Origin of the sequence: Colwellia sp. C1TZA3, from assembly GCF_007954265.1 — a bacterium.
GTDB lineage: Bacteria > Pseudomonadota > Gammaproteobacteria > Enterobacterales > Alteromonadaceae > Cognaticolwellia.
In genome coordinates this window covers 22,642-28,809 of sequence record NZ_VOLS01000054.1, presented here as the reverse complement: position 1 = coordinate 28,809, position 6,168 = coordinate 22,642, and the positions used below count along the sequence as shown (strand labels likewise).

Below are 6,168 nucleotides of genomic sequence, written 5' to 3'. Positions count from 1 at the left end.
TCGTCAGCAGATAGCAAGCTATCTCTGTTACCGCTCGACTTGCATGTGTTAAGCCTGCCGCCAGCGTTCAATCTGAGCCATGATCAAACTCTTCAATTAAAAATCGTTTGTGATGCTCACCTTAATTAACCCAAAGACTTTTTAAGAAAAGACATCTGCTCAATGAATTCTGTCGTGTTTCTATCTATCGTTCCCTAATAAAAGAGTAAGAAGATAAAAACTACATAAAACGTATTATTTAAATCCGAAGACTTAAATGATACTTATTCTTTGTGTGACATCATATTAAGCTGTTTTTTTGTTATCCGAGGATAACTATGTAAAATCAACGTTAATGTGAGTGTCCACACAAATTGCATGATAACTAATTGTTAAAGAAAGCTAGTTTATCTCTGAGGAGAAAACTAACCGAAACAAAATCTCATTCGCTTTGTTTCGTTGCTGCAGGCCTTGCCTGAAGCGAGATGCGCATCATACGCACCTGAGTTTTAATGTCAACGTTTATTTCTAATTAAAAAGTATTTTTTTAACTTTCTTTTCAGAAGATTTAAATTTACTCTTAAAACGTTAAGTTAACTTAGTTAGTTTACACCACGTTAAGTAACTCATTAAAACCGTTCGTTTGGGTTACCCCTTGGAACTGGAGCGCATTCTAGCGATTTCTGACTGCACGTCAACACCTAATTGTCATTAAATGTTGATTAGATGTTTGCTTGCCTTTTAATTAAGCGATACGTTGTTTTTTCGTTCATATAAGATATAAACAGCGCTTAATAGTGCCGCTTTTATCTCGTATGACACGCTTGTTACTCTTAGAAGTAATAAAACTACTGAGTAATAAATTAGTAGGCTATGATTTATATAAAGTAGCTAGCTTATTTTGACACATCTTTTTTTGATCTAGTTTCTTCTTCCGCTACTTTCTCGGCGTCAGTGGTTTTATTTTCACTGTAACGATGAAAATCTGCGTCTTGATCGTCGCCCACTACATGCTCCAGTTTCAACTTTTTTACTGAACGGATAGTGGTAAATGGTCCTGAGCAGGCATATAAAGCAAATATAATAAGCAGAATATTTTCAGGACTCGATGCAATAACCACAAAGGCGAGCACTATTAATAAAACAACAACAAAATTTACCTTACCTTTCCAGTCAACTTCTTTAAAGCTGTTGTATCTAAAATTACTCACCATTAATAAGCCAAGTATGATGGTAATAATACCGACAATATAACCATAGTCTTGGCCGTTAACTTTATATTCGCTACCAACCCAAATAAGGCTAGCAATAACGCCTGCTGCTGCAGGGCTTGCCAATCCTTGAAAATAACGCTTGTCGGCAATGCCAACTTGGGTATTAAAGCGTGAAAGGCGCAACGCTGCGCAAGCAACATAAACAAATGCGGCTAACCAACCAAACTTACCAAAACTTGAGAGCGCCCAATTATAAACTACTATTCCTGGTGCTATGCCAAATGACAACATATCAGCCATGCTGTCATATTCTGCGCCGAACTCACTTTGAGTATTAGTCATTCGAGCAACCCGACCATCTAAGCCATCAAAAATCATAGCAATAAATATAGCAACCGCAGCACTAATGAAATGTCCATTCATTGATGATATAACAGCATAAAACCCAGAAAATAAACCTGCAGTGGTTAGCAAATTAGGTAAAAGATAAATACCACGAGTTTGCAGCGAATCGTCATTATGTTTGTCTGGCATAAGTAAAACCGAAATACGTTAATATGAATAAGAGAACACTAATCTAGCATAAGTTTAATTATTAACGGTAGCTGTAGTACAAATGAATGGTTAATAAAAGTAGTAAAAATTTGTAAACTGACCTTTGTGTTGTTATAAATCACTATAGTAATTACATGATAGTTATCAGTGACTATTCAGTGACTATTACTTTAGTTTATTATGCTAATAGTAGAGTAATTAAGGTTTAACTTATGGATAGGTATCATTATGAACATTAAGACATTGTCATTATGTTTAGTCACATTAGTGTATTTCGATGTGTCTGCGGCTGAAAAAATGACAGTTTATCGTTGGAGCGATGAACACAATGTCGTTCATTTTAGCCAACATCAGCCCGATCGCGATGACTATATCGAAATTAGTATGTCAAATAATAAAAAGTCTTCGGTGATTGTTGATAAAGCGGCTAAGACTGAATCATCTAGATTACAAAATATCGCTCTTGATGACAGTAGTGAAGAAAATGATGTTAATAATAACCTTAGTAATGAGAAGTGCTTAACTGCTCATAAAAATATCAAAACATTAAATAATTTTGATAAAATTCAATATAAAAATGAAAAAGGTAATGTAAAGGTATTAACTGCATTACAAAAGCAGCGACAATTAGCGATGAACACAAAACAGGCTGATATTTATTGTACTGATTAAGTCAATAAATATCAGCCTACATTTTCGTGAGTTAGCTTACAACAACGCGATTAATCTTTATGATCTTTGACAATAAAATTCAAATTATTATTACCAAGCTCGACAAATATATGATCACCGGCAGAGAATTCGTTAGCCAATAACTTATGTGCTAAAGGGTTTTCAATTTCTTGCTGAATAGAGCGTTTTAAAGGTCTAGCACCGAAAATTGGGTCAAAACCTGCTGCGGCAATAAAAGATAAAGCCTCTTCTGATAATGTCATGGTTATATCGCGCTCTTCTAGCCGCTTGGTTAAAGCTGATATTTGAATACTAGCGATACTTTTAATTTGCTCGGCAAGTAAAGGATGAAAGACCACTGTTTCATCGACCCTATTAATAAACTCTGGCTTAAAGTGATGACCAAGTTCGGCTATTACCCGCGCTTTCATTTGTGGATATTGGCTATCATCAACATATGCCTGAATAATATCTGAGCCAATATTTGAGGTCATAATAATAACAGTGTTTTTAAAGTCAACCGTCCGTCCTTGCCCGTCTGTTAAACGTCCATCGTCTAACACCTGTAATAAAATATTAAAGACATCAGGGTGCGCTTTTTCAATTTCATCAAGTAAAATAACAGAATATGGCTTACGTCTTACCGCTTCAGTTAAGTAACCACCTTCCTCATAACCGACATAACCTGGAGGCGCTCCCACTAAACGCGCAACAGAGTGTTTCTCCATAAACTCTGACATATCGACTCGCACTAACGAGTCTTCACTATCAAAAAGAAAGTGAGCTAAAGCTTTAGTTAATTCTGTTTTACCAACACCGGTAGGGCCTAGAAATAGAAATGACCCTATAGGTTGATCAGGATCTGCCAAACCGGCTCTTGAGCGACGAATAGCATTTGATACTGAAACGACCGCTTCTGACTGCCCAATAACCCGTTTATGAAGATTATCTTCCATTTGCAGTAATTTATCACATTCACCTTCTAGCATTTTTGCAACCGGAATTCCTGTAGCTCGACTTAACACGTCAGCTATTTCTACATCAGTTACTTTGTTACGTAGTAAGGTCATTTCTTGCATTTCTGCTTGGCTAGCAAGATCAAGCTGTTTTTCAAGATCTGGAATACGACTATATTGTAATTCAGCCATGGTATTAAGATCGCCCACGCGACGAGCCGCTTCAAGTTCAATACGAGCGTGCTCTAGATCAGTTTTAATCGCTTGTGTACCATGTAATGCTGCTTTTTCGGTTTTCCATACTTCATCTAATTCGTCATAACTGACTTGGCAAGTGGCAATATCATCTGAGATTAGCTCCAAACGTTTTTTAGAGGCGGGATCAGAATCTTTTGATAAGGCCCGTTGCTCTAGTTTTAGTTGGATTAAGCGCCGCTCTAATCTATCTAAATTTTCTGGTTTAGAATCCATTTGCATACGGATACTAGAAGCCGCTTCATCAATAAGATCAATGGCTTTATCAGGTAATTGGCGGTCACTAACATAGCGATGTGATAACGTTGCCGCAGCAACAATAGCGGGGTCTGTTATTTCAACATTATGGTGGAGTTCGTAGCGTTCTTTAAGGCCACGCAGTATAGCAATGGTGTCTTCAACACTAGGTTCATCTACCAAGATTTTCTGGAAACGTCGCTCCAATGCGGCATCTTTTTCAATATATTGGCGGTATTCATCTAATGTTGTAGCGCCGACACAGTGCAAGTCTCCGCGAGCTAGCGCTGGTTTTAACATATTACCGGCATCCATCGCACCATCACTTTTACCGGCACCAACCATAGTATGTAATTCATCAATAAAGAGGATGACTTGCCCTTCTAATTGACTTAATTCACTGAGGACCGCTTTAAGACGTTCTTCAAATTCTCCACGATATTTAGCACCGGCAACAAGTGCGCCCATATCCAGTGACAATACGCGTTTATTACGAATACCTTCTGGTACTTCATGATCAACAATGCGTTGGGCTAAACCTTCAACAATCGCGGTTTTACCCACACCAGGCTGGCCAATTAATACCGGATTATTTTTGGTACGGCGCTGTAACACCTGAATGGTGCGCCTGATTTCATCATCACGGCCAATAACCGGATCTAACTTTCCCTGCTCTGCTAGTTCGGTTAAATCAATGGTATATTTATCTAGTGCTTGGCGTACTTCTTCGGCGTTAGCGTCATCAACGTTTTTACCACCACGAATATGTACTATCGCGTCTTGTATGCGTTGTTCACTCGCCCCTAAGCCTTTAAGAATTTGACCTAACTTACCTTTATCTTGTAACGCCGCCAGCATAAATATTTCTGAGGAGATGAATTTGTCGCCATGCTTTTGCGCAAATTTATCACAAAGGTTTAAGATATTACCCATGGCAGAAGACAACTGCACTTCGCCACCCGTACCAGAGACTTGTGCTAATTCTTGAAGAGCCGTTTCAACTTGCGCTCTTAAGGTTCGTACATTAATACCAGCACTTTTTAATAAGGGAATTATACTGCTCGCATCTTGATTTAATAACGCAAGCATTAAATGTATTGGCTCGATAAATTGATGATCTTTACCTAATGCGATGGACTGTGCATCAGATATTGCTACTTGAAAAGTCTGGGTAAATTTTTCTAAACGCATTATCTTTCTCCTAGTGCCATGTTATACCAATCCCATTAAGTTATTGCTCACTTGTACTAGTTAAAATAGCTCAAGGCTGTGTTGCTCTCAATCCCAATAGCCAGCTATTGCTCAATCGAGCGCCTTACCTTGAGTTATTTTCCTGCGCACAGCAAGATCACAAAATTAATGGAACTGGTATTACTGGACTTACAGTTTAATTACTTATGTTATAAGGACACCGCGGTGAGTTTTCAAGAAAAGAGTCGCTAAAACTTTGACCTAAGTCAAAAGAACACTTTTAAATAATAATCTTATTGTAAGGGATAATTTTTATCTAGAATGTATCTATACATATTACGCTAGCCATACGCCCAGTTTTTCCGTCTCTGCGATAAGAATAATATTTATCACTATTATAATAGGTGCACTCTGTCGTTTTAGCGATATTTTTAACTCCTAATGCTAAGAGTTGTAACTCAGCGATTAACTGCAAATTAGCCAGAAACTTTATCTCTGCTTTGGTATTATTTAAAAGTGCCACAGGTTGGAAAGCAGACTCAAATTTTACTGACATTTGACAAAAAGCCTGTTTTACCTCTTGACCAACTTCAAAAGCCTGTCGACCAATACAAGGCCCCATCCATGCGAAAATTTCATCTGCAGTGCTATGCATTTTTGCAATTGTTCGTTCGATTATGTTTGCAGCCAAAGGCTTCCAACCGGCATGAATTGCAGCGATTTCACTACCATCCTTGTTTGATAATAAAATAGGCAAACAGTCGGCAGTCATTATGGCTAAAGCGATGTGCTGACTACGTGTTATCGCGGCATCAGCCACAATAGGTGTATTTTGATATTCATCAACAACCACCACCTTATTGCCGTGAACTTGCTCTAACCATTGAACTTTTGTCAGAACAGGAAGATATTCAAGTAGCAGGATTCTGTTTTGAGCAACAGCATTGGCACAATCACCAACGTGGTCACCTAGATTAAAAGCATCAAATTCTGTCTGAAGGTTTTCTCTTTTGATGGTGTTTGATAATAAATCTGGTGAATTTTTAGATGATTGATGTTTGCTAGGAAGTAAGCGGGTAGTAGTAAAGGCCAACACGCGTTCTGTTGGC

Annotated in this window: 4 protein-coding genes and 1 rRNA gene; 1 reads left to right on the top strand and 4 read right to left on the bottom strand. The window is 38.0% G+C overall.

The window, feature by feature from the left end; translation table 11 throughout:
• A 16S ribosomal RNA gene (locus ESZ39_RS14095) occupies positions 1 to 99 on the bottom strand; the annotation flags it as partial.
• 776 nt (positions 100 to 875) lie between these two features.
• Positions 876 to 1,727 carry a CDP-diacylglycerol--serine O-phosphatidyltransferase gene (gene pssA, locus ESZ39_RS14090; protein ID WP_146880541.1) on the bottom strand — a complete coding sequence of 284 codons (852 nt, stop codon included), beginning with the start codon at positions 1,725 to 1,727 and terminating at the stop codon, positions 876 to 878.
• Between the two features lie 249 nt (positions 1,728 to 1,976).
• Here pssA and ESZ39_RS14085 point away from each other — a divergent pair, with 249 nt between their 5' ends.
• Positions 1,977 to 2,420, top strand: a complete 444-nt coding sequence (locus ESZ39_RS14085) for a DUF4124 domain-containing protein (RefSeq protein ID WP_146880540.1) — start codon at positions 1,977 to 1,979, stop codon at positions 2,418 to 2,420.
• A gap of 50 nt (positions 2,421 to 2,470) precedes the next feature.
• Here the strand turns inward: ESZ39_RS14085 and clpB are convergent, their stop codons facing one another.
• Both clpB and pgeF read right to left on the bottom strand, forming a co-directional pair.
• Entirely contained in the window at positions 2,471 to 5,059 is a 2,589-nt protein-coding gene (clpB, locus tag ESZ39_RS14080; RefSeq protein WP_146880539.1) for an ATP-dependent chaperone ClpB, read from the bottom strand.
• 316 nt (positions 5,060 to 5,375) lie between these two features.
• Positions 5,376 to 6,155, bottom strand: a complete 780-nt coding sequence (gene pgeF, locus ESZ39_RS14075) for a peptidoglycan editing factor PgeF (RefSeq protein WP_223270394.1) — start codon at positions 6,153 to 6,155, stop codon at positions 5,376 to 5,378.
• Positions 6,156 to 6,168 lie beyond the last annotated feature (13 nt).